This is a genomic window from uncultured Oceanisphaera sp., from assembly GCF_947495715.1.
Classification (GTDB): Bacteria; Pseudomonadota; Gammaproteobacteria; order Enterobacterales; family Aeromonadaceae; genus Oceanimonas; species Oceanimonas sediminis.
The window spans coordinates 1-20,522 of record NZ_CANLZU010000015.1; the positions used below are offsets into that span (position 1 = coordinate 1).

General features: G+C 61.2%; 19 protein-coding genes. 14 read left to right on the forward strand and 5 right to left on the reverse strand.

Annotated features, from left to right (window positions below; translation table 11 throughout):
* Positions 1–192 precede the first annotated feature (192 nt).
* Entirely contained in the window at positions 193–1,236 is a 1,044-nt protein-coding gene (locus tag Q0753_RS10550) for a GlxA family transcriptional regulator (RefSeq protein ID WP_298720340.1), read from the reverse strand.
* A 343-nt stretch (positions 1,237–1,579) separates the two neighbouring features.
* On the opposite strand from Q0753_RS10550, the gene glyA reads away from it, so the two are divergent.
* The 9 genes from glyA (at position 1,580) to Q0753_RS10595 (ending at position 11,647) form a co-directional block, all read left to right on the forward strand.
* The gene (gene glyA, locus Q0753_RS10555; RefSeq protein ID WP_298720343.1) at positions 1,580–2,833 is read left to right on the forward strand and encodes a serine hydroxymethyltransferase; all 1,254 of its coding nucleotides are present in this window, start codon (positions 1,580–1,582) and stop codon (positions 2,831–2,833) included.
* Between the two features lie 178 nt (positions 2,834–3,011).
* The gene (locus Q0753_RS10560; RefSeq protein WP_298720346.1) at positions 3,012–4,265 is read left to right on the forward strand and encodes a sarcosine oxidase subunit beta family protein; all 1,254 of its coding nucleotides are present in this window, start codon (positions 3,012–3,014) and stop codon (positions 4,263–4,265) included.
* 10 nt (positions 4,266–4,275) lie between these two features.
* Positions 4,276–4,563: a sarcosine oxidase subunit delta gene (locus tag Q0753_RS10565; RefSeq protein ID WP_298720349.1), complete on the forward strand. Its 288-nt coding sequence runs from the start codon at positions 4,276–4,278 to the stop codon at positions 4,561–4,563.
* Complete coding sequence (locus tag Q0753_RS10570; RefSeq protein ID WP_298720352.1) at positions 4,560–7,589, forward strand: sarcosine oxidase subunit alpha family protein; 3,030 nt, start codon at positions 4,560–4,562, stop codon at positions 7,587–7,589. Before Q0753_RS10565 ends, Q0753_RS10570 begins: the two co-directional genes overlap by 4 nt.
* A complete protein-coding gene (locus Q0753_RS10575; protein WP_298720355.1) occupies positions 7,582–8,211 on the forward strand; it encodes a sarcosine oxidase subunit gamma family protein in 630 nt (209 codons plus the stop codon). The genes Q0753_RS10570 and Q0753_RS10575 overlap by 8 nt, the downstream gene beginning before the upstream one ends.
* A gap of 109 nt (positions 8,212–8,320) precedes the next feature.
* Complete coding sequence (gene purU / locus Q0753_RS10580) at positions 8,321–9,187, forward strand: formyltetrahydrofolate deformylase (RefSeq protein ID WP_298720357.1); 867 nt, start codon at positions 8,321–8,323, stop codon at positions 9,185–9,187.
* Positions 9,188–9,306: 119 nt separating this feature from the next.
* A complete protein-coding gene (locus tag Q0753_RS10585) occupies positions 9,307–9,651 on the forward strand; it encodes a cupin domain-containing protein (protein WP_298720359.1) in 345 nt (114 codons plus the stop codon).
* 1,220 nt (positions 9,652–10,871) lie between these two features.
* A complete protein-coding gene (locus Q0753_RS10590) occupies positions 10,872–11,498 on the forward strand; it encodes a hypothetical protein (protein WP_298720361.1) in 627 nt (208 codons plus the stop codon).
* 14 nt (positions 11,499–11,512) lie between these two features.
* A complete protein-coding gene (locus Q0753_RS10595; protein WP_298720363.1) occupies positions 11,513–11,647 on the forward strand; it encodes a hypothetical protein in 135 nt (44 codons plus the stop codon).
* 10 nt (positions 11,648–11,657) lie between these two features.
* Here Q0753_RS10595 and tyrR read toward each other — a convergent pair whose 3' ends face one another.
* Positions 11,658–13,208 carry a transcriptional regulator TyrR gene (gene tyrR / locus Q0753_RS10600; RefSeq protein ID WP_298720366.1) on the reverse strand — a complete coding sequence of 517 codons (1,551 nt, stop codon included), beginning with the start codon at positions 13,206–13,208 and terminating at the stop codon, positions 11,658–11,660.
* Between the two features lie 226 nt (positions 13,209–13,434).
* On the opposite strand from tyrR, the gene Q0753_RS10605 reads away from it, so the two are divergent.
* The 5 genes from Q0753_RS10605 to Q0753_RS10625 all read left to right on the forward strand — a co-directional run bounded on the left by Q0753_RS10605 (position 13,435) and on the right by Q0753_RS10625 (position 17,990).
* Positions 13,435–14,001 (forward strand): acyl-CoA thioesterase, encoded by a 567-nt coding sequence (locus tag Q0753_RS10605; RefSeq protein WP_298720368.1) that lies wholly within the window; start codon positions 13,435–13,437, stop codon positions 13,999–14,001.
* A 12-nt stretch (positions 14,002–14,013) separates the two neighbouring features.
* On the forward strand, positions 14,014–15,432 hold the full coding sequence (locus Q0753_RS10610; RefSeq protein ID WP_298720370.1) for a PLP-dependent aminotransferase family protein: 1,419 nt from the start codon (positions 14,014–14,016) through the stop codon (positions 15,430–15,432).
* Positions 15,433–15,609: 177 nt separating this feature from the next.
* On the forward strand, positions 15,610–17,013 hold the full coding sequence (gene ccoG / locus Q0753_RS10615) for a cytochrome c oxidase accessory protein CcoG (protein WP_298720373.1): 1,404 nt from the start codon (positions 15,610–15,612) through the stop codon (positions 17,011–17,013).
* Between the two features lie 141 nt (positions 17,014–17,154).
* Positions 17,155–17,472, forward strand: coding sequence for a DUF4144 family protein (locus Q0753_RS10620; protein ID WP_298720376.1), 318 nt, complete (start codon positions 17,155–17,157; stop codon positions 17,470–17,472).
* Positions 17,473–17,588: 116 nt separating this feature from the next.
* On the forward strand, positions 17,589–17,990 hold the full coding sequence (locus tag Q0753_RS10625) for a septal ring lytic transglycosylase RlpA family protein (RefSeq protein ID WP_298720378.1): 402 nt from the start codon (positions 17,589–17,591) through the stop codon (positions 17,988–17,990).
* Here Q0753_RS10625 and Q0753_RS10630 read toward each other — a convergent pair.
* Genes Q0753_RS10630 through cobT form a run of 3 tightly spaced genes read right to left on the reverse strand, consistent with a single transcriptional unit; the run spans position 17,938 to position 20,459 of the window.
* Positions 17,938–18,522 carry a histidine phosphatase family protein gene (locus Q0753_RS10630; protein WP_298720381.1) on the reverse strand — a complete coding sequence of 195 codons (585 nt, stop codon included), beginning with the start codon at positions 18,520–18,522 and terminating at the stop codon, positions 17,938–17,940. The two genes, Q0753_RS10625 and Q0753_RS10630, sit on opposite strands and share 53 nt — an antisense overlap.
* Positions 18,523–18,531: 9 nt before the next feature.
* A complete protein-coding gene (gene cobS, locus Q0753_RS10635) occupies positions 18,532–19,386 on the reverse strand; it encodes an adenosylcobinamide-GDP ribazoletransferase (RefSeq protein ID WP_298720384.1) in 855 nt (284 codons plus the stop codon).
* A complete protein-coding gene (gene cobT, locus Q0753_RS10640; protein ID WP_298720388.1) occupies positions 19,383–20,459 on the reverse strand; it encodes a nicotinate-nucleotide--dimethylbenzimidazole phosphoribosyltransferase in 1,077 nt (358 codons plus the stop codon). Before cobT ends, cobS begins: the two co-directional genes overlap by 4 nt.
* Positions 20,460–20,522 lie beyond the last annotated feature (63 nt).

The window sequence follows — 20,522 nt, forward strand, 5'->3', positions numbered from 1 at the left end:
TACTACCTGTCACAACATCGTTTATACAAGCGGATCTTCGGGATTATTTAAGTAATTAAAATGAGGGGATCTCTAAGGGCGGCAGGGGCTTGTCTTAAAGCGACCTGTTGAAAAGATGAAGGGGGGCGGCGCAATATAACAAAACGGCACCCTCGGGTGCCGTTTTGTCGGGGGAGGGGGCAAGGGTGTCGGTTAACCGCGTTTCTGACGCGCCTGGCTGGGCGAAACGCCGAAGAAGTCCTTGAAGCAGTGGCTGAAGTGAGTGGAGCTGACAAAGCCGCAGGCCACGGCGATGCTGGAGATGCTGTCGCTGCTCTGCAACAGCAGGCGGCGGGCATGGGTGATGCGCAGTTCCAGATAATAACGGGACGGCGTGGTTTCGAGGTGATTCTGAAACAGCCGTTCGATGCGCCGGCGCGACAGGCCCACGTAGTCGGCCAGCTCTTCGATGCCGAGCGGCTCTTCGATGTTGCTGCTCATCAGCCGCAGCAGGGAGCGCAGGGCGTCGGGCATGGTGGGGTCGTCTTCCGCCGTGGCCAGCCGGTTTTCGCCGTCGTTGGCCACCCGATCGCTGCTCAGAATTTCGCGAATGGCGCGCACCGTATCGGTGCCGTGCAGCCGCTCGATTAACGCCAGCATCATTTCCAGCGCGCTGTTGGGGCCGGCGCTGGTCAGTATGCGCGCTTCCACCATCATGGTGTGGGTTGACACCTCTACCGAGGGAAAGCGTTCCCGGGCAAAGGCATGATTGTCCGGGTGCAGGGCGCAGCTGAGCCGATCAAGCACGCCGGCGTGGGCCAGGGCCACGGCGCCGTTCCACAGGCCGCCCAGCACCTTTTGCCGTTTGGCCGCCGCCTTCAGTACCTGGCTCAGTGGCCCATGCTCGCTCAGGTTGCAGCGAAAGCCGCCGCACACAATCAGCACATCCAGGGCGTTGTCGCCTTCCAGTACCAGCTGGTCCAGGGTGGCATTGGCCGAAATGTCGATGGCCAGATCGCTGCGCACCGTAGTGGCATTCAGGCCGAAGGTGGTAAAGGTAAACAGCGGCGTGGCCTGCACCAGATTGGCGGTGACCACGGCGTCTACCGCAGCGGTAAAGGCCATCATCGAAAAATGGGGCTGCAGTATAAAGCCGACTCTTATCGGCGCCGTGCCCGCCGGACGCGCCGGCAGAAAGGCGCTGTTGGTATCGCGCAGGCGATGGCTGAAATGACGTTTTTCACTGATTTGCGACATGGTGTTTTTATGCTGGCTTCGGGGTAATGGAAGCGTGTCCGGAATGTTACCGCTTGGAGGTGCATAGTACCCCGCCGGGGTGGGCTTTGCACCTGCAGTACCGTATCAGCGCCGGATCAGGCTCGGTCTGGCTCCATTTTGTGACGGGCATTGATCACAATGTTGTGCTTATGTGAAATGTTGTCGCAAATACGCAGCTTTAGGCCGCAGCCAGTCACCCCTGCCATATTGACCCCCCGTATTATCGCCTTAACGCAAGGCCGCCGTGGTTACACCGACGGCCATGCCAACAGGGATACATCAGGCACCGGGAGCAGCCCGGGCCGCGCAAGGAGGTCACAAGATGTTCAGCAAAGACACCCGCATTCAGGATATGGACCCGGCACTGTGGGCCGCCATGGAAGAAGAAGCCGCCCGTCAGGAACAGCATATCGAGCTGATTGCCTCGGAAAACTACACCAGCCCGGCGGTGATGGAAGCCCAGGGGTCGGTACTGACCAACAAATATGCGGAAGGCTACCCGGGCAAGCGCTATTACGGCGGTTGCGAAGCGGTAGACAAGGTTGAAGTGCTGGCCATCGAGCGCGCCAAGGAACTGTTTGGCGCCGACTATGCCAACGTGCAGCCCCATTCCGGCTCTCAGGCCAATGCCGCCGTGTACATGGCGCTGTGCGCCCCCGGCGACACCGTGCTGGGCATGAGTCTGGCCCACGGTGGTCACCTCACTCACGGTGCCAAGGTCAGCTTTTCCGGCAAAATCTACAACGCGGTGCAGTACGGCCTGAACGAGGCTACCGGTGAGGTGGACTACGACCAGGTAGAAGCGCTTGCGCTGGAGCACAAGCCGAAGATGATCGTCGCCGGTTTCTCCGCCTATTCCAAGGTCATGGACTGGGCCCGCTTCCGCGCCATTGCCGACAAGGTAGGGGCTTATCTGTTCGTGGACATGGCTCACGTGGCCGGTCTGGTTGCCGCGGGCCAGTACCCCAACCCGGTACCTCATGCCCATGTGGTCACCACTACTACCCACAAGACACTGCGCGGCCCCCGTGGCGGCCTGATCCTGGCCAAGGGTAATCCGGACCTGGAGAAGAAGCTCAACGCCGCCGTGTTCCCCGGTGGTCAGGGTGGCCCGCAGATGCACGCCATCGCCGGCAAGGCCGTGGCCTTTGCCGAGGCGCTGAAGCCCGAATTTACCGAATATCAGAAAGCCGTGGTGGAAAACGCCCGCGCCATGGTGGAGGTGTTTCAGAGCCGCGGTTTCGATGTGGTATCCAACGGCACCGACAACCACCTGTTCCTGCTCGATCTGTCCGCCAAGGGCATTACCGGCAAGGATGCAGACCGGGTACTGGGTGATGCCTGCATCACCGTGAACAAGAACGCCGTGCCCAACGACCCCCAGTCACCCTTTGTGACCTCGGGCCTGCGCATCGGTACCCCGGCGGTGACCACCCGCGGCTTCAAGGTTGAGCATTGCCGTCAGCTGGCCGGCTGGATCTGCGACATTCTGGAGCATATGGACGACCCGGAAGTGATTGTGTCGGTGAAGGACCAGGTCGCCAGCCTGTGCAGCTACTTCCCGGTATATCGCTAATCCACAGTGGTCTGAGGGTTGGAGCAGTAAGCGAAATGAACAACCGAACACCGACACGCCGTAAACCCATCCATGGGGGCTCCACTGCGCCATCCCTGGCGCAGAGGGTAGGTGTAACGGTTTGTCCATTCCGCTTCCGTTGAGCCAGCCAGAACCCTTTTAAAGAACAGGTGAGACTATGAAAAAATATTCAGGATTCGGGCTCCTCAAACATGCCCTGACCCACCACGAAAACTGGCAGCGCGTGTGGCACAACCCCACGCCCAAGGCCGAAGGATACGACGTCATCATCGTCGGCGGCGGCGGCCATGGTCTGGCCACGGCCTACTACCTGGCCAAAGAGCACGGCATCACCAACGTGGCGGTGATCGAAAAGGGTTACCTGGGTGGCGGCAACACCGCCCGTAACACCACTATCGTACGTTCCAACTACCTGTGGGATGAAGCCGCTCACCTGTATGAGCATTCCATGAAACTGTGGGAAGGGCTGGCGCAGGACTTGAACTACAACCTGATGTTCAGCCAGCGTGGCGTGCTTAACCTGGGCCACACCCTGCAGGACATGCGCGACATCGAGCGCCGGGTCAACGCCAACCGCCTGAACGGCATCGATGGCGAAGTGCTCAATGCCAAGCAGGTGCAGGATCTGGTGCCGATTCTCGACTGCTCCACCAATGCCCGTTATCCGGTGTTGGGGGCCTCCTGGCAGCCGCGCGGCGGCACCGCCCGTCACGACGCCGTGGCCTGGGGCTTTGCCCGCGCCGCCGACGCCATGGGTGTACACCTGATCCAGCAGACCGAAGTGACCGGCATTCGCCGTGAAAACGGCGCCGTCACCGGGGTGGAAACCACTCGCGGCTTTATCTCTGCGCCCAAGGTGGCCTGCGTGACCGCCGGTAACTCGGGTGTGATGGCCAACATGGTCGGCATGAAGCTGCCGCTGGAGTCGCATCCGCTGCAGGCCATGGTATCCGAGCCGGTCAAGCCGATTCTCGACACCGTGGTGATGTCCAACCACGTGCACGGCTATGTGTCCCAGTCCGACAAGGGCGATCTGGTCATCGGCGCGGGTATCGACAGCTACCTGGGTTACGGTCAGCGCGGCTCCTTCCCGGTGGTGGAAGAAACCATGGCGGCCATTGTGGAAATGTTTCCCATCTTCAGCCGGGTGCGCCTCAACCGTACCTGGGGCGGCGTTGTCGACACCTGTCCCGATGCCTGTCCGATTATTTCCAAGACCCACATCAAGGGCCTGTATTTCAACTGTGGCTGGGGTACCGGCGGCTTCAAGGCCACCCCGGGCTCGGGTAACGTATTTGCCCACACCATTGCCAAGGATGAGCCGCATCCCCTGGCCAAGGCATTTAATGTCGACCGTTTCACCAGCGGCCATCTGATTGACGAGCACGGCGCAGCCGGCGTAGCCCACTGAGGAGATAGAGATGTTCAGTATTTATTGTCCGCATTGCGGCGAACACCGGGAAGAAGACGAGTTTCACTACGGCGGCGAGGCACACATTGCCCGCCCGGCAGACCCCAATGCGCTCAGCGACGAAGAATGGGCCCAGTACCTGTTTATGCGCAAGAACCCGCGTGGTCTGCACCACGAGATGTGGTATCACGCCGCGGGTTGCCGCAAGTTCTTCAATGCGTCCCGGCACACCGTGACCTATGAAATTCAGGAAACCTATAAGGTGGGCGAACAGCCCCAGCAAGGAGGCCAGTCATGAGCCAGCAACATCGTCTTCAGGGCAAGGGTCGGGTAGACCACAGCAAGCCGCTCAGCTTTATCTTTAACGGCAAGACCTATCAGGGTTTGTCTGGCGACACCATTGCCTCGGCACTGCTGGCCAACGGGGTCGACGTGGTCGGCCGTTCGTTCAAGTATTCCCGTCCGCGCGGCATCATGGCCGCCGGTGCCGAAGAGCCGAACTGCATCCTGCAGGTAGGCAGCAGCGAAGCCACCATGATCCCGAACATTCGCGGCACCCAGGCCGAGCTGTACGACGGCCTCACCGCCGCCAGCACCAACGGCTGGCCGAATGTAGACAAAGACATCATGGGTGTGATGGGCAAGCTCGGCGGCAGCATGATGCCCCCCGGCTTCTACTACAAGACCTTCATGTATCCCCAGTCCATGTGGCCCAAGTACGAACACCTGATCCGCAAGGCTGCCGGTCTGGGCCGGGTGCCGAAAGACAAGGATCCGGACACCTACGACAAGCTCAACCATCACTGTGACGTGCTGGTAGTGGGCGGTGGCGCGGCCGGTCTGGCGGCGGCACTGGCGGCGGGTCGCCGTGGCGCCCGGGTGATTCTGGTGGACGAACAAAACGAATTTGGCGGCCATTTGCTGCACAGCACCCAGCCCATCAACGGCCAGGCGCCGACCCAGTGGGTGGCCAACGCGGTCAAGGAGTTGCAGGGCCTGCCCGACGTCACCCTGCTGCCGCGCAGCACCGCCGCCGGTTATTACGATCACAACTTCGTGACCGTGCTGGAGCGCCGCACCGATCATCTGGGCGAGCGCATCTCCGGCAAGACCCGTCAGCGTCTGCACCGCATTCGTGCCAAGCGCGTGGTGCTGGCCACCGGTGCTCACGAACGCCCGCTGGTATATGGCAACAACGATCTGCCCGGCAACTTCGTGGCCAGTGCACTTTCTACCTACGTCAACCGTTATGGCGTGGCCCCGGGCAACAACCTGGTGCTGATGACCTGTAACGATTATGGCTATCAGGCCGCACTGGACTGGCTGGATGCCGGCCGCAAGCTGGCGGCGGTAGTCGACAGTCGTCATCGTCCCGACGGCGCCCGTTACAAGGCGCTGAAGGCGCGCGGCGTCAAGATTTATACCGGCCACGGACTGATTGAAGCCCTTGGCAAGAAGCGGGTAACCGGCGCCAAGGTGGCGGCCCTGTCCAGCGATGGCAGCCAGGTGACCGGGGCGGCCGAGACGCTTGCCTGCGACATCATTGCCAGCTCCGGTGGCTGGAGCCCGGTGGTGCACCTGACCGCCCATACCGGCTCTCGCCCGGTATGGAACGACGACATCATCGGTTTTGTGCCCGGTGAGTCGGTACAGAAGCAGCTGCTGGCCGGCGGTATGCACGGCACCTATGCCCTGTCTGCGGTATTGGCCGAAGGCCTGAGCGCCGGTCGTGATGCCGCCGATGCCACCGGGTACGGTGACATTTCCGCCCAGGTTCAGGATGCCGAGATCAAGACCGACGATCCCCGTGAAGACGCGGCCCAGGCCCTGTTTTTGGTGCCGCACAACAAGCCGGTGAGCCGTGCGCCCAAGCAGTTTGTGGATTATCAGAACGATGTAACCGCCGCCGGTATCGAGCTGGCCGTGCGCGAGGGCTTCGAGTCCATCGAGCACATCAAGCGTTACACCGCCATGGGCTTTGGTACCGATCAGGGCAAGCTGGGTAACATCAACGGCATGGCCATTGCCGCCCGCGCCATGAACAAGAGCATTCCCGAAACCGGCACCACCGTGTTTCGTCCCAACTACACCCCGGTCACCATGGGTGCCCTGGCCGGTCGCGACGCACACCACCTGTTCGACCCGGCGCGCTTTACCGCCATGCATGCCTGGCATGTGCAGCAGGGTGCCGAGTTTGAAGACGTGGGTCAGTGGAAGCGTCCCTGGTTTTTCCCCAAATCGGGTGAAGACATGCACCAGGCGGTGAACCGCGAATGTCTGGCGGTACGCAACAGCGTGGGCATTCTGGATGCCTCTACCCTGGGCAAAATCGACATTCAGGGCGCCGATGCCCGCGAGTTTCTGGCGCGCATCTACACCAACGCCTGGGCCAAGCTGAGCCCCGGCAACTGCCGCTACGGCCTGATGTGTAAAGAAGACGGCATGGTGTTTGACGATGGTGTGACCGCCTGCATCAACGACCAGCACTTTGTGATGACCACCACCACCGGCGGCGCCGCGGGCGTACTGCAGTGGCTGGAGTTGTGGCACCAGACCGAATGGCCGGAGCTGGAGGTGTATTTCTCCTCGGTTACCGATCACTGGTCCACCATGACGGTAACCGGTCCCAACAGCCGCAAGGTGCTGGAAAAGATCTGTGCAGATGTGGACCTGTCTGCCGATGCCTTCCCCTTCATGGGCTGGCGCGATGCGACCGTCGCCGGCGTCAAGGCGCGGATCTTCCGCATCTCCTTTACCGGTGAGTTGAGCTTCGAGATCAACGTACAGGCGAACTACGGCCTGCATACCTGGGAAGCGGTGATGGAAGCGGGTGCCGAGTTCAACATTACGCCGTATGGCACCGAAACCATGCACGTGCTGCGGGCAGAGAAGGGCTTCATCATCGTCGGCCAGGACACCGATGGCTCCGTTACCCCCTTCGACCTGAACATGGGCTGGTGTGTGGGCAAGACCAAGCCGTTCCCGTTTGTTGGCCAGCGTTCCTGGAGTCGCTCCGACACCGCGCGCACCGACCGCAAGCAACTGGTGGGCCTGAAGTGCAAGGAAGCGAAAACCGTGATTCCGGAAGGCGCGCAAATCGTGCTGGACCCGAACCATCCGGTGCCGGTACCCATGGTCGGCCATGTGTCGAGCAGCTACTACAGTGCCAATCTGGGCCACAACATCGCCATGGGCGTGGTCAAGGACGGTCTGAATCGCATGGGCGAAACCGTGTATTGCCCGCTGGCCGATGGCCGGGTGCTGGAAGCCGAAATTACCAGCCCGATTTTCTATGATCCCAAAGGAGAGCGTCAGCATGTCTAACAACACCGCGAAACTGGCCGAAACTCAAACTGACGTGCGGGTGGAATCCCCGCTGTATCACGCCAACCTGGACGCGCTGGCCAAAAAAGACCAGCAGGGCGAAGTGGTGTTGCGCGAGAAGGCACATCTGGGCCACCTGGTGTTGCGCGGCAACGTCGGCAACGATTTGTTCGCCAAAACCGTAGAGAAGGTACTGGGGGTGGCACTGCCCACCACCGCTTGCAGCTCGGTAGAAAACGAGCAGGTACTGGTGCAATGGCTGGCGCCGGACGAGTGGCTGATCATCACCGAAGGCGGTCGGGAAGGGCCGTTGGAAGCCCAGCTGCGCGAGCACCTTTCCGGCCACTATTCGCTGGTGGACGTGAGCGGCGGCCAGACGGTACTGGCGTTGTCCGGCCCCAAGGCCGAGCTGGTGATTCGCAAGTCCTGTCATTACGACGTGCACATGTCCAACCTGCCCACCGGCAAGTGCGTGGGCACCACCTTTGCCAAGAGCGCGGTACTGCTGCGCCGCACCGGCGCCGACAGCTTCGAGCTGGTGATTCGTCGCAGCTTCGCCGACTATCTGTGGATGTGGCTGCAGGACGCCAGCCGCGAATACGGCCTGGTCATCGAGAAGTAACATAATAGAAAGCGGTCTCCGTAGAGTGTGTAGGGTCGAATTTATTCGACCGCCCTCAATGCAGAGGCCGCCAAGTGTTGACCATCGGGCCCAACAAGGAGGCTGTCGCATGACACAACAGGATACTTTGATTTTAACCGCCAGCTGTAACAGCCGCCTGGGCACCGTGGACGCGGTAACCGGCTATCTGCGCGAGCAGCGCTGCTACGTAGCGGACATGCAGACCTTTGATGACGCCCGTGCCGGCCACTTTTTTATTCGTGCCGAGTTTCGCAAGCCCGATAGCGGGGAGTTCGATGAAGCGGCGTTTCGTGACGGTTTTGCACCCCGGGCCGACGAGTTCGGCATGCAGTGGGAGCTGACCGAGCGCAGCCGCAAGCCCAACGTGGTGATCATGGTGTCCAAGTTCGATCACTGCTTGAACGATCTTTTGTACCGCTATCGCACCGGTCAGCTGGCCATCGAGATCCCGGCGATTATTTCCAATCATCCGGATCTGCAGCGGCTGGCCGACTGGCACCATATTCCCTATTACCACCTGCCGGTGACTGCCGATACCAAGGCCGAACAAGAGGCCAAGATCTGGCAAATCGTGCAGGAATCACAGGCGGATCTGGTGGTGCTGGCGCGTTACATGCAGGTGCTGAGCCCGCAGTTGTGTAATCAGCTGGCGGGGTGGGCCATCAACATTCACCATTCCTTGCTGCCCGGTTTCAAGGGCGCCCAGCCTTACCACCAGGCCTATGCCAAGGGGGTAAAGCTGGTGGGGGCCACGGCTCATTACATCAATAACGAACTGGATGAAGGCCCCATCATTACCCAGGGCATTCAGACGGTGGATCACAGTCATTACCCGGAAGACCTGGTCGCCAAGGGGCGCGATGTGGAATGCATCACCCTGGCCAAAGCCATTCAGTATCACATCGAAAAACGGGTGTTCATGTACCAGGGCAAGACGGTGGTACTGGGCAGCTGAACCCTCGTTCGATGTATTCCCGGCAGGGGGCGTGCCGCAGCCGCGGTGCGCCCCCTGCATAGCAAACAGGCCTGTTCGACAAGTCTGTTAAAGTAAAAAAGTCATGACAAGGAGATATCATGTCTAACAAGATCACGGTTCTGCGCGATACCCAGCCCGACGTATTGCTGGATGCCACCCAGTGGGAAAAGCTGTCGGGTGACCCGCACACCGTTAACCTGAACGCTTACCAGTCGGAAGACGGCAGCAAGCTGATGGGCACCTGGATCTGTACTCCCGGCAAGTGGGCGGTGAACTACACCAAGTGGGAATATTGCGACTTCCGTGAAGGCTACTGCATTCTCACCCCCGAAGGCGGTGAGCCCATTCACCTGAAAGCCGGCGACATCTTCGTGGTCGAGCCCGGCTTCCAGGGCACCTGGGAAGTAGTGGAAACCGTTCGCAAGTACTTCGTGTTTGCCTAAACCGGGTATTTGTCTGAGGTGAAGGCTGCAATGACAGCCTGATCCGAGAAGTGACTATCGGCCTGCGCACTGCGCAGGCCGATTTTGTTTATGCGAACGGCATGAGGTTGGGAGTCGTGGATCAGAGGTAACAGGGTTGCCTCCCTCGACACGCCATAAACCCATCCATGGGGGCTCGGAAATGCCGTCCATGGCATTTCACGGTCGCGAGAGGCAATCCCTGTTACCTCTTCTTTACACCGGCATCGCCTGTTAGCGCTGTCCGGTAGCTGCCACTTTAGTTGGCAGGCCCGGCGAAGCTGGGCAAGTAGCCACGGCGCCGAGCTTGACCATGTTCGTTTGTCTGACGGTTTGCGCCACATAAATGGGCGTCTACGAGACTGAGCCGGGCATCACAGGCACCGATTGTAGGTCGAATTTATTCGACCGTTGGTGCAGCAACCAGTCTGGACGGATCCATTGAAACTCGGTATTTGAGCGAACTATGCTGAAAGCTGCGGTATGGACCCGGCAGGAGGATGCATGAATCGCCGATGGATAAAAATACTGTCTCTGTTGATGATTCTGGCACCGGGAGCAGGGCTGGCGGCGACGGTTCGGGCCCGGCTTGACGACAATGGCCTGCAGCATTATCCGCTTTACTCCCCGGGCTACGGGTCAGATTTCCTTCTACTGCGAGGAAAAGCTCATGTTCTTTCGCAGCCATCAGGAGCGTGGCATGGCAGGTGTGTTGGAAGTGGTGGAGTAAATGACATCGGCTGACCATGCCGTTCATCTTTAAGTAATCAACAGATTGAGGTTCGGTTTATCTTCGGAGTGCACTGTTCCGCCAGCTGAAGCGGCGGCTACCGGGAGACTCGAATATTGAGGGTTGCTTCTACAGGCGGCGCCGGAATTGACGGGAGGGCAAAGGGATCTGCTCGGCCGACCATCCGCGCCACGGATGGCACGGCTGAGCCTCCAGGGAGGGATTTACGGCGAGTCGGCGGAGCGGGCCCTTTGTCCGACGGGTATCTCAGCTATCGTGCAATGTTCTCGGTCGATTACTCTCAGCACTAAACAGCGACCCTACACAAGATCGCGGAGTATGTGGAAACGAGACCCGGTTTATCCTCTGTGCGTTTTGATTTTCTGCTCGTTATTGTGGTGAATGAGGGTAGGGGATTTCTGCCCGGCTGCCCTTGCTATGCTGAAAACAGTTAGCGGAGCCGGGGGAAAGAATGAGCGGATTGTTATTGCTGATGGCGTTAATGCTGACGAGTACGCCTCTGCCGGATTCGGGGCCGCTGCAAGAGGCGCTGGCAAGATTTGAACGGCTCGAGGGCTACCGGCTGGCGCTGCGCAGCGAAGGGCCGGGCGGTAATCAGCAACTGCGCTACGCCTACCGCAAGCCCGGCCTGGTGCGAATGGATGTGCAGTCCCCTTATGCGGGGGCGGTGCTGATTTATCGCCCCGTCAGCCGGCAGGTGCGGCTCTGGCCCTTTGGCCTGAGCTGGCCGTCGGTGGCGCTCAGCCCCGAGCACCCGCTGGTGACCAGCTCGCGGGGCCACCGGGTCGACAAGTCCGATGTGGGGGTGCTGCTGCGCCGGGTGTTACAGCTGCAGCAGGCGGGAGAGTTGGTGGTGCAGCAGTCGGCCACCTTTCGCGGCCGGGCGGTGTGGCATCTGGTGATAACGGGGCCGGCAGGGCCGAATGGAGTGGCACGTTACGAGCTGTGGCTCGATCAGTCGTCGCTGTTTCCGCTTAAGGTGATCGGCAGCGATGACAGGGGGAACCGGCTGGAAACCGTCTGGCTGGAACAGATTGAGCTCGATCCCGTCTTTACCGACAACTTCTTCACGCCCTGAGTGGGAGTGGCGCCATGACACACTATGACCTGATCACTGTTGTGGCCGCGCTGGTGGCTCGGCCGCTGTTTGTGTGGAGCCATAACGCCATGATGGAAAATGGCGCCCTGGGGTTGTCGCGCTGGCTGCTTAACGGCGGCCGGAGTTGAACGGGTGCTGTTACTTCTTGTGCTTGCCGATGCCGTAATCCTTGAGCTTGTTGGCGATGGCGGTGTGGGAGATGTTGAGCCGCTTGGCCAGCTGACGGGTAGAAGGATACTCCGGATAAAGCCGCTCCAGCAGCATGCGTTCGAACCCTTTGACTGCGTCGTCCAGCGAGCCTTCGCACAGGGTGTCCAGTCCCTGCAGGCTGTTTTGTTCCGGCAGGGCCAGCTCGGTCAGGCTCAGTTCGTCCCCTTCCAGCAGGCTGATGGCCCGATACAGGCTGTGGCGCAGCTGGCGCACGTTGCCCGGCCAGGGGTAATGCTGCAGGTACTCGCTCAAACTGGCAGCCAGCCGGGGGCGGGGGCGTTCCAGCTCGGCGGCGAAGCGAATGCAGAAGTGCTGGGCCAGCGGCAATATGTCTTTCTGCCGTTCGCGCAGCGGCGGAATGCGCAGGTTGAGCACGTTGAGCCGATAGAACAGATCCTGCCGAAACTGGCCGCCCTGCACCAGGGTGGCCAGATCCTGCTGGGTGGTGCAAATCACCCGAATATCCACCTTGACCTCCTGCTCGTCGCCGAGGCGACGGAAGACGCCGTCCTGCAGCACCCGCAGCAGCTTCATCTGCATCAGTGCCGACATCTCGCCGATTTCATCCAGCGCCAGGGTGCCGCCGTTGGCCTGATCCAGCACGCCGCGCTTGCCCTGAGTGTTGTTGCCAAAGGCGCCGGGAGCGTAGCCGAACAGCTCGTTTTCGGCGGCGTCGTCGGGGATGGCGGCGCAGTTGAGCAGAATAAAGGGGCCTTCACCGCGCAGGCTGGCCTGATGACAGGCGCGGGCCAGCAGCTCCTTGCCGGTGCCGGTTTCGCCCTGTATCAACAGCGGGGCGTCCAGGGTAGCGAGCCGGCGCGCTTCGCGCAGCAGCTTGTCCATCGCCGGGCTCTGGGCGATAAAGCCGTCGAAGTGGCCGCTGTCGCGGCTGCGCATCACCTTGAAATGCTGGCCGATGCGATAGGCGGATTTAAACACCACCACGGCGCCGGCCAGGCTTTGTTCGCCGGATTCTTCGGTCACCCAGATGGGCAAAAAGTCGGCCAGATAGGGTTCGCCGTCGAGGGTGACTTTTTCGCTCAGCGGCTGGGGCGAGGGTTGCTCCAGCCAGCGCGCCACATGCACGCCTTTCAGTAACGGGCCCATGGGTTGCTGCACCAGCTGCTGCGGGCTTTGGTTCAGCAGGGCGCAGGCGGCATCGTTGGCCAGGGTGATCTGGCCCTGGGTGTCGAGTGCCACCACCGCATCGGGCAGCGCCTTGAGCAGCGCCATAATGGCGTTATGCTCTTGCTCCGAGGGCATGCAGGCGATGGTTTTAACATCAAACACCCCGGGAATGCGACGAATGGCCGGCATCAGGTGCTGCAGAGCGGCAAAGTCGAGGGTGGGGAAGTTGAGATAAATGATGCCGCTGATATCGATTTCGATACCGCGCAAATCAATCTGGTGTGCCACCAGTATGTCCAGCAGTTCCCGGGTGAGCCCCAGGCGGTCTTCACAGGTTACTTTTAAGCGCATGGTAATGTCTTGAACCTCATAGAGGTGTAAATAATACCTTACACCCGCCGGCGATACGAGCCTGCACCGGGATGACCTGTGCCACAGTCTGCAAAAAAGTCGTTATTTTCGGTCACAAACGGTTTACGACGGGGGCCGGCTCATACATCCTTAGCGCCGTCATCCGGCCCGCTGCCGGGAAGATAACAAACAGTCTATTCAGTAAAGCTAATTTTCAGGTGAAGTAATGAGCGAAGTGGTTTTCAGAACGGTCAAGTCGTCGCAGGTGATCCTCAAGGAACTGATGGTGCCTTCTTATGCCAATTTCGGCGGCAAGGTGCACGGTGGCATCATTTTGTCGTTAATGGACAAAATCGCCTATACCTGCGCAGCCACTCATGCTCAGGGCTATTGTGTCACCGCCTCGGTCGACTCGGTGGACTTCGTCAACCCGGTGGAAGTGGGCGAGCTGCTTACCCTGTATGCGTCGGTCAACTACGTGGGTAAGAGCTCGATGGAAGTGGGCATCAAGGTGGTGTCGGAAGACTTCAAACAAGGCATCGTCAAGCACACCAATACCTCTTACTTCACCATGGTGGCGCTGGATGAAGAAACCCGCAAGCCCACCCCGGTGGCCGGTTTGCAGCTGGAAGACGAAGAAGAAATGCGCCGGTTCGTGATGGGCAAACTGCGCAAGAAACTGCGCCGCGCGCACCAGAAGGAAATTAACGATATTCGCCAGGCGCTGGACCAGGATTTGAGCCAGGCGATGACCGAACTGGAAGGCGAAAACTGCCTGCTGCCCCGGGGTTAAGCGTTTGCCGTCATGACCCGATACGAGCAGCTGGCCCAACAGCTGCGTGAGCAGATCCGTACCGGGGTCTGGCAAGAGGGCGACAAGTTGCCCTCGCTGCGCGAAACGGTACGGCGGTCGGGACTGAGCCTGATGACGGTGCTCAGCGCCTATCAACTGCTTGAAAGCCAGGGCTGGGTGCGTTCCCGTCCCCAGTCCGGCTATTTTGTCGCCCCCGCCCGGGAGGCGACCCGATATTCCTTCCCGCAACAGCCGCTGCAGCCGGCAGAAACGGTAGACATCAACGCCTTTATCTTCAGCGTGTTGCAGGCCGGTAACAATCCCGACTGCGTGGCGCTGGGCTCTGCCTTTCCCGATCCGTCGCTGTTTCCCCAGCATCAGTTGTCCCGCGCTCTGATCCGGGTGGCCCGCCAGATGCACGCCGACGTTACCGGCGTAACGCTGCCGCCGGGCTGTGCCGATTTACGCCGCAGCATCGCCCAGCGTTATGCCGCCCGGGGCATGGAGATTTCGCCCGACGAAATCGTGATCACCTCGGGCGCACTGGAGGCGCTCAACCTCAGCCTGCAGGCCCTGACCCAACCCGGCGACTGGGTGGTGGTGGAGTCGCCGGCGTTTTACGGTGCCCTGCAGGCGATAGAGCGGCATCATCTCAAGGCGGTGGCGGTGGCCACGGATCCGCAGCAGGGCATGGATCTGGATGCGCTGGCCCAGGCGTTGCAGCAGTATCCGGTCAAGGCCTGCTGGCTGATGAGCCATTGCCAGAACCCCTTGGGCGGTACCATGCCGGATGCCAACAAGCAGCGGCTGCTGGCGCTGCTGGCCGAGCACCAGGTCAGCCTGATTGAAGACGACGTTTACGGCGAGCTGTATGCGGGGCTGACGCCACCGCGCCCGGCCAAGGCCTGGGACACGCAAGGGCGGGTGCTGCATTGTGGCTCCTTTTCCAAGACGCTGGCCACCGGCTTTCGTATCGGCTGGGTGGCGGCGGGGCAGCAGGCCGAGGCCATTCAGCGGCTGCAGCTGATGAGCACGCTGTCGACCAGTGCGCCCATGCAGCTGGCGCTGGCCGATTACCTGTCTTCGCACCGTTACGACAAGCACCTGCATACCCTGCGCCGCACCCTGGAACAGCGCAAACACATTTTTTACCGGGCCATCCAGCGGGAGTTTCCCGCCTCAATACGAGTGTATTACGCCGAAGGCAGCTACTTTCTGTGGCTGGAATTGCCGGCGCATTGCTGTGCCACCCGTTTATACCGGCAAGCGCTCAAGGCGGGCATCACCATAGCACCGGGGCGCATGTTTGCCGCCGGCGAGCAGTACCGGCACTGCTTTCGGCTCAATGCCTCGCTGCCCTGGAATGCCCGCAGCGAAGCGGCCATCAAGCAGTTGGCGGCCCTGATTGCCGAGCAAGTTGCCTTGCGCTGACCGGCTGGCACCGATGCACTGTTATAGTGTTTGGCGCAATAAATCACACTGTTATAGTCGAATTCATCACAACTGTTTATGTTGCCGCCTGGACGGCCATGCTCTACTGCGCGGGTCGTCGCAGGGGGTACCGGCCGGTACGCGCCTGCCTTTGTCATAACCAGCAGTGTGAGCCTTATGGAAACCCCTTCTTCCCGGATTGACGTTGTTATTGACGTTGTTAATGTGTGTACCGAGCCCAGACCCATCGATCAGGGTCATGTCTATGTGCGGGCCCAGTCGGGTCGCTGGCAGCGGCTGCGCCGGCTGATTGGCTGGGGCCTGATGCTGTTGTTTCTGGTGGGGCCCTGGCTGCGCTGGAACGGCCAACAGGCACTGCTGCTGGATTTGGAGCAGCAGCGTTTTCATCTGTTCGGCATCACCATCTGGCCGCAGGATCTGACCCTGCTGGCGCTGTTTCTGATGGTGGCCGCCTTCGGCCTCTTCTTCATTACCGCCTTTCTGGGGCGGGTCTGGTGTGGTTATCTCTGCCCGCAAACGGTGTGGACCTTCTGGTTTATCTGGATAGAAGAAAAACTGGAAGGCAGCGCCAACAAGCGCCGTCAGCTGAACAAGGCGCCCTGGAGCCTGAACAAGCTGGTGCGCAAGGGCGGCAAGCACCTGCTGTGGTGGCTGGCCTCCCTGTTGAGCGGCTTTACCTTTATCGCCTATTTTATACCGGCCGCCGAGCTGGGTGCCGGCCTGCTGCAGTGGTCTGCCGGGGCATTGCCGACCTTTTGGGTGGCCTTCTTCGCCCTTTGTACCTACCTCAACGCGGGCTGGATGCGGGCTATCATGTGTACCCACATGTGCCCTTATTCCCGTTTTCAGTCGGCGATGTTCGACCGGGACACCTACAGCATCGCTTACGACGCCACCCGGGGTGAACGTCGCGGGCCGCGCTCGCGCAAGGCCGATGTGGCCAGCCTGAAACTGGGCGATTGCATCGACTGCAAGCTGTGTGTGCAGGTGTGTCCCACCGGCATCGATATTCGCGATGGTCTGCAGTACGAGTGCATCAACTGCGGCGCCTGTGCCGATGCCTGTGATCAGACCATGAACCAGATGGGCTACGCCCCCGGCCTGATCCGCTATGCCAGCGAAAGCCAATTGGCCGGCGGCAAGACCCGGCTCTGGCGGCCCAAGCTGGTGGGCTATGGCGCCATGTTGTTGTTGATGCTGGCGACACTGGTCTATGCCGCCGCCACCCGGGTGCCGATGGCACTGGATGTGCAGCGGGATCGCAATCAGCTGTTTCGGGAAACCGCGGAAGGCTGGGTAGAAAACACCTATACCTTAAAGCTGTCGAACCGGACCCAGCAGCCTCAGCAATATCGGGTACGGGTAGAAGGGCTGGACGGGGCCACCTGGCGGGGAGCAGACCAGGTGTGGGTGCCGGCAGGAGAGATCGTCAACCTGCCCATCAGCCTGGCCATGGATCCGTACCTGTTGCCCGGCAGCCTACATCCGCTGCGCTTCGTGGCCGGCCATGACGAGACGGCAGTGAGTGCCGAGAGTCAGTTCTTCAGCGCGGGGCGCTAAGCCGAACCCGGTGACTCACCCCGAGCTGCCGGAGTGAGGAATATGATACAGTGACGGCCGTTTCAGGCCGTCATTTTCGTGGAGCGGCTCGCTACTGTCGCAGCGGCGACGCATCCGCTTGTATTGAAAAAGGGAGTAAAGATGATTCACTGGCCGGCCATTATTGAGTCTGGCGACGGGCACGATTATGTCTGGGTGGCGGGCCCGGAAGAGGTTGATGCGCAGCGACCCAACCCGGGCGATCGGCTGTTCGACAGCCAGGGTTATACGCACCTTCTGTCGCAGCAAACCGGCGGCGCCCTGTACTGGCAGCCTCTGCTGCGGTTAGTATCGCTGCCTGAGCTCAATGCCGGGCTTAAAGTCTATGCCGCCAGTCTGGGCGTCTGCTGCACCAGCAAACTGGTGGTGCGCACCCCGGCCGAGGCCATAGCACTGGTGGCCTGGCTGGAGCAGCAATAGAAAAGCGATAAGCCGTCAGCGTTAAGCTGTCAGTTAAAGATAAAAACAGTGCCTCCTTTTCTCCGTACCATTTACCCTCACGGTTTTTAAAGACCGCTTTATATCAGAGATAAGCCATGACGTTTAATTTACGTTGCTTTGGGTGGCTGCCGCTACTGCTGCTGGTGCAGTCCTGCAGCAGCAATTTTTTGCCATCATCACCCGCTTCAACCCAGGCCACATCGGTTGCCGGAGTACAAGGCATGGCGTCCTATTACGGCGCCCGCCATCATGGGCGCAAAACCGCCAGCGGCGAACCCTTCAACCAGCATGCGCTGACCGCGGCCCATCGTACCCTGCCATTCGGCACCCGGGTGCGGGTGACCAACCTCAACAACAAAAAATCGGTGATCGTGCGCATCAACGACCGGGGACCCTACGCCAAGGGGCGCATCATCGATCTGTCTGCCCAGGCGGCGCGAGAGCTCAACATGATACGGGCGGGGGTGGTACCGGTGCGGGTAGAGCGGCTGGAATAGTCAGCACGCTCAATGCCCGGTAAGCCACGGGACGGGGCCAGTCGCCGGCTTGCGTGGGCACGCCCCGGCCGGCGGCCAACAGGCGGGCGGCGTTGATCCAGCCTGCATGGCCCACCGCCAGCCGGGGTTGGTTTTCCAGGGTTGCCAGCCACCCTTCTACCCGGGCAAACAGCTGGTGCAGGTTTTCGCCGCCGCCGGGGGCATGGTCGGCAAACCGTTCACACCATGCATCAATCTCGGCCCTGGGAATCTGCTGCCAGGGCCGACCGTCCCAGTGACCGAAGTTCACTTCCGCCAGCGCCGGGGCCAGGTTACAGCGAAAGCCGCGTTGCGCCAGAATGGTGCCCACTCCCCGCGAGCGCTGCAGCGGGCTGACCCAGACCTCTTTTGGCAGCCGGTGACGCCGGGCGAAACCCTGTATCTGATTGGCCAGCCGGCGCAGCTTGCGTTGTTCCACCCCCACATCGGTCTGCCCCAGACAAAGACCGGCGGCATGCAGCGGTTTGGGGTGGCGCCAGATATAAAGCGTCATGGAGTGTCCTTACAACAGCGCGGCCAGGCCGGCGTAAATCGCGATTTCGCTTAGTTGCTGGGTGGCGCCCAGTCCATCGCCGGTGTAGCCGCCGAGGCGGCGCTTCATCAGCCGGCGCATGTAGTCGGTGGCCACCAAGGCCATGCCCAGCGGCAGCAGCCAGTGCCACAGGGGCAGTTCGACGTCGGCCATCGGCAGCCAGAGCCACACCAGCAGCAGCGACAGCAATACCCAGCCGGCGCCCATCAGTCCCTGCATCGGGGTGAGTTGCTGGGCCATGGGTTTGGCCTTGGCGTGTTCGAAATCACCGCCATAGGGCAGCAGGGCGAGCAGGCTGATGCACATCAGGCGCGATCCGCTGTGACCCACCACCAGGGCGGCCAGCGCCAGCGAAAGGGGCATGGTCGCCAGCAGGCTGACTTTCAACAACAGTGCCATCACCAGCCCCAGGGTGCCAAAGGTGCCCAGGCGCGAGTCTTTCATGATGGTCAGCGCCCGCTCTTTGGTGAGGCCGCCGCCCAGACCATCGCAGGTATCGGCCAGGCCGTCTTCGTGAAAGGCGCCGGTCAGCTTGATGCCGAAGGCGGTGCTGGCCACGGCCGCCACCAGCGGGCCGAACAGCAGACTGGCCAGCCAGAACACCCCGGCACACAGCAGCCCTATCAGCAGGCCGACCGCCGGAAAGTGACGGCTGCTCTGGTGCAGCCAGTCGGGTTGATAGTCGGCCAGCCGGGGCACCGGCAGCCGGGTAAGAAACTGGGTGGCCACCAGCAACAGCCGTCCTTCGTGGCGCAGTCGTCGGCTCAGAGGGTGGCCCGCCGGGGTAGCGCTTTGCTCATGCGCCTTATGCTGCGACAGGGTCATGGTGCCGTATCGCCACTGGAGGCACTGATACCGGCATCGGCGAAGCTGGCCATTTCATTGAGAAAGGCGCAGGCCGACTGCAACAGCGGGTAGGCCAGCACGGCGCCGCTGCCTTCGCCCAGGCGCATCTGCAGCTTGAGCAGCGGCTCGGCATCCAGCAGGTGCAGCAGATGATCATGACCCGGCTCGGCGGAGTGATGGGCAAACACCGCATACTGGCGCACGCCCGGCGCCAGCTGCTCGGCCACCAGCAGGGCGACCCCGGCGATAAAACCGTCCATCAGCAGAATGCGGCGCTGGCTGGCGGCCTTGATCAGGGCGCCGACCATCATGGCGATTTCCAGTCCGCCCAGTGCCGCCAGGGCGGCCAGCGGCGTGGTGGCGGCATCATGACGCTGCAACACCTGCGCCAGAATCCGCTGCTTGTGACGCAAGCCCTCGTCGTCCAGTCCGGTGCCCCGGCCGACACAGTCGGCAAGCGGAAGTTGACCCAGCCGGCTCAGCAGCAGGCTGGCGGCGGAGGTATTGCCGATGCCCATTTCTCCCACGATCAGCAGGTTGCCGGGCAGCTGTTCGACCAGTGCCATGCCCTGCTCAATTGCCTCCCGGCACTCGGCCTCGGTCATGGCCGGCTCGGTCAGGGCATCCCGGCTGCCTCGGCGCACCTTGCAGTTCAGCAGCGCCGGATGATAGTCAAACTCCGCATCCACGCCCGCATCCACCACCTGCAGGCCGAGGCCGTGCTGGCGGGCAAAGACGTTGATGGCGGCGCCGCCCCGCAGAAAGTTGTGCACCATCTGGGCGGTCACATCACTGGGGTAGGCCGAGGTGCCGTGGCGGGTCAGGCCATGATCGGCGGCAAACACGCGGATCTGCGGTTGGTTTATGACCGGATGCACGCAGCCCTGAATCAGCCCCAACTGCAAGGCGAGGGTTTCGAGCCGACCCAGGGCGCCGAGGGGCTTGGTTTTGTGATCGATCACCTGGCGCAGCTGTCGGCCCAGTTCGGCGTTGGCCAGTGGGGGAATGACAGGCACGATAAGTGCGTCGGGTACAAAAGGATCCTGAGTCATAACGCTCGCCGGTAAAAGGTAAAGCTCGTATGCTATCAGACTATCCGCTCGACCGGGATTCCG

What these genes read in the sequence shown, in the direction of transcription:
- Q0753_RS10575 (WP_298720355.1), top strand. Translation starts at nt 7,582, where the DNA reads ATGTCTAACAACACCGCGAAACTGGCCGAAACTCAAACTGACGTGCGG.
- Q0753_RS10585 (WP_298720359.1), top strand. Translation starts at nt 9,307, where the DNA reads ATGTCTAACAAGATCACGGTTCTGCGCGATACCCAGCCCGACGTATTG.
- Q0753_RS10610 (WP_298720370.1), top strand. Translation starts at nt 14,014, where the DNA reads ATGACCCGATACGAGCAGCTGGCCCAACAGCTGCGTGAGCAGATCCGT.
- Q0753_RS10630 (WP_298720381.1), bottom strand. Translation starts at nt 18,522, where the DNA reads ATGACGCTTTATATCTGGCGCCACCCCAAACCGCTGCATGCCGCCGGT.
- Q0753_RS10620 (WP_298720376.1), top strand. Translation starts at nt 17,155, where the DNA reads ATGATTCACTGGCCGGCCATTATTGAGTCTGGCGACGGGCACGATTAT.
- Q0753_RS10570 (WP_298720352.1), top strand. Translation starts at nt 4,560, where the DNA reads ATGAGCCAGCAACATCGTCTTCAGGGCAAGGGTCGGGTAGACCACAGC.
- Q0753_RS10605 (WP_298720368.1), top strand. Translation starts at nt 13,435, where the DNA reads ATGAGCGAAGTGGTTTTCAGAACGGTCAAGTCGTCGCAGGTGATCCTC.
- tyrR (WP_298720366.1), bottom strand. Translation starts at nt 13,208, where the DNA reads ATGCGCTTAAAAGTAACCTGTGAAGACCGCCTGGGGCTCACCCGGGAA.
- Q0753_RS10560 (WP_298720346.1), top strand. Translation starts at nt 3,012, where the DNA reads ATGAAAAAATATTCAGGATTCGGGCTCCTCAAACATGCCCTGACCCAC.
- ccoG (WP_298720373.1), top strand. Translation starts at nt 15,610, where the DNA reads ATGGAAACCCCTTCTTCCCGGATTGACGTTGTTATTGACGTTGTTAAT.
- glyA (WP_298720343.1), top strand. Translation starts at nt 1,580, where the DNA reads ATGTTCAGCAAAGACACCCGCATTCAGGATATGGACCCGGCACTGTGG.
- cobT (WP_298720388.1), bottom strand. Translation starts at nt 20,459, where the DNA reads ATGACTCAGGATCCTTTTGTACCCGACGCACTTATCGTGCCTGTCATT.
- Q0753_RS10595 (WP_298720363.1), top strand. Translation starts at nt 11,513, where the DNA reads ATGACACACTATGACCTGATCACTGTTGTGGCCGCGCTGGTGGCTCGG.
- Q0753_RS10625 (WP_298720378.1), top strand. Translation starts at nt 17,589, where the DNA reads ATGACGTTTAATTTACGTTGCTTTGGGTGGCTGCCGCTACTGCTGCTG.
- cobS (WP_298720384.1), bottom strand. Translation starts at nt 19,386, where the DNA reads ATGACCCTGTCGCAGCATAAGGCGCATGAGCAAAGCGCTACCCCGGCG.
- Q0753_RS10550 (WP_298720340.1), bottom strand. Translation starts at nt 1,236, where the DNA reads ATGTCGCAAATCAGTGAAAAACGTCATTTCAGCCATCGCCTGCGCGAT.
- purU (WP_298720357.1), top strand. Translation starts at nt 8,321, where the DNA reads ATGACACAACAGGATACTTTGATTTTAACCGCCAGCTGTAACAGCCGC.
- Q0753_RS10590 (WP_298720361.1), top strand. Translation starts at nt 10,872, where the DNA reads ATGAGCGGATTGTTATTGCTGATGGCGTTAATGCTGACGAGTACGCCT.
- Q0753_RS10565 (WP_298720349.1), top strand. Translation starts at nt 4,276, where the DNA reads ATGTTCAGTATTTATTGTCCGCATTGCGGCGAACACCGGGAAGAAGAC.